The organism is Streptomyces sp. NRRL F-525 (assembly GCF_000716605.1).
Classification (GTDB): Bacteria; Actinomycetota; Actinomycetes; order Streptomycetales; family Streptomycetaceae; genus Streptomyces.
The window spans coordinates 1-536 of sequence record NZ_JNXE01000124.1 but is presented as its reverse complement, the minus strand read 5'-3'; the positions used below and the strand labels follow the sequence as shown (position 1 = coordinate 536).

Annotated in this window: 1 pseudogene; it reads right to left on the bottom strand. The window is 65.3% G+C overall.

The features are described 5' to 3' along the window. A pseudogene (locus tag OO69_RS48170) lies at positions 1 to 519 on the bottom strand (Fe-S cluster assembly protein SufB); the annotation flags it as partial. Between the last annotated feature and the right edge of the window lie 17 nt (positions 520 to 536).

The window sequence follows — 536 nt, the reverse complement described above, 5'->3', positions numbered from 1 at the left end:
GACCGGGATGACGGTGCCGAAGTACTCCTTGAAGAGCTCCTCGTGCTCCTTCAGGGCGGTGTCGGTGTCGACGAAGATCACGCCCTGCTCCTCCAGGTCCTCGCGGATCTGGTGGTAGACGACCTCGGACTCGTACTGGGCGGCGACGCCGGCGACGAGGCGCTGCTTCTCCGCCTCGGGGATGCCGAGCTTGTCGTACGTGTTCTTGATGTCCTCCGGCAGGTCCTCCCAGGACTCGGCCTGCTTCTCGGTGGACCGCACGAAGTACTTGATGTTGTCGAAGTCGATGCCGGAGAGGTCGGAGCCCCAGGTCGGCATGGGCTTCTTGTCGAAGAGCCGCAGACCCTTGAGACGCAGCTTCAGCATCCACTCGGGCTCGTTCTTCTTCGCGGAGATGTCGCGGACGACGTCTTCGTTCAGACCGCGCTTGGCGGCGGCACCGGCCGCGTCCGAGTCGGCCCAGCCGTACTCGTACCGACCCAGGCCCTCAAGCTCGGGGTGGCTGATCTCGGTGGTCATGCGGGGTTCCTCCCGGC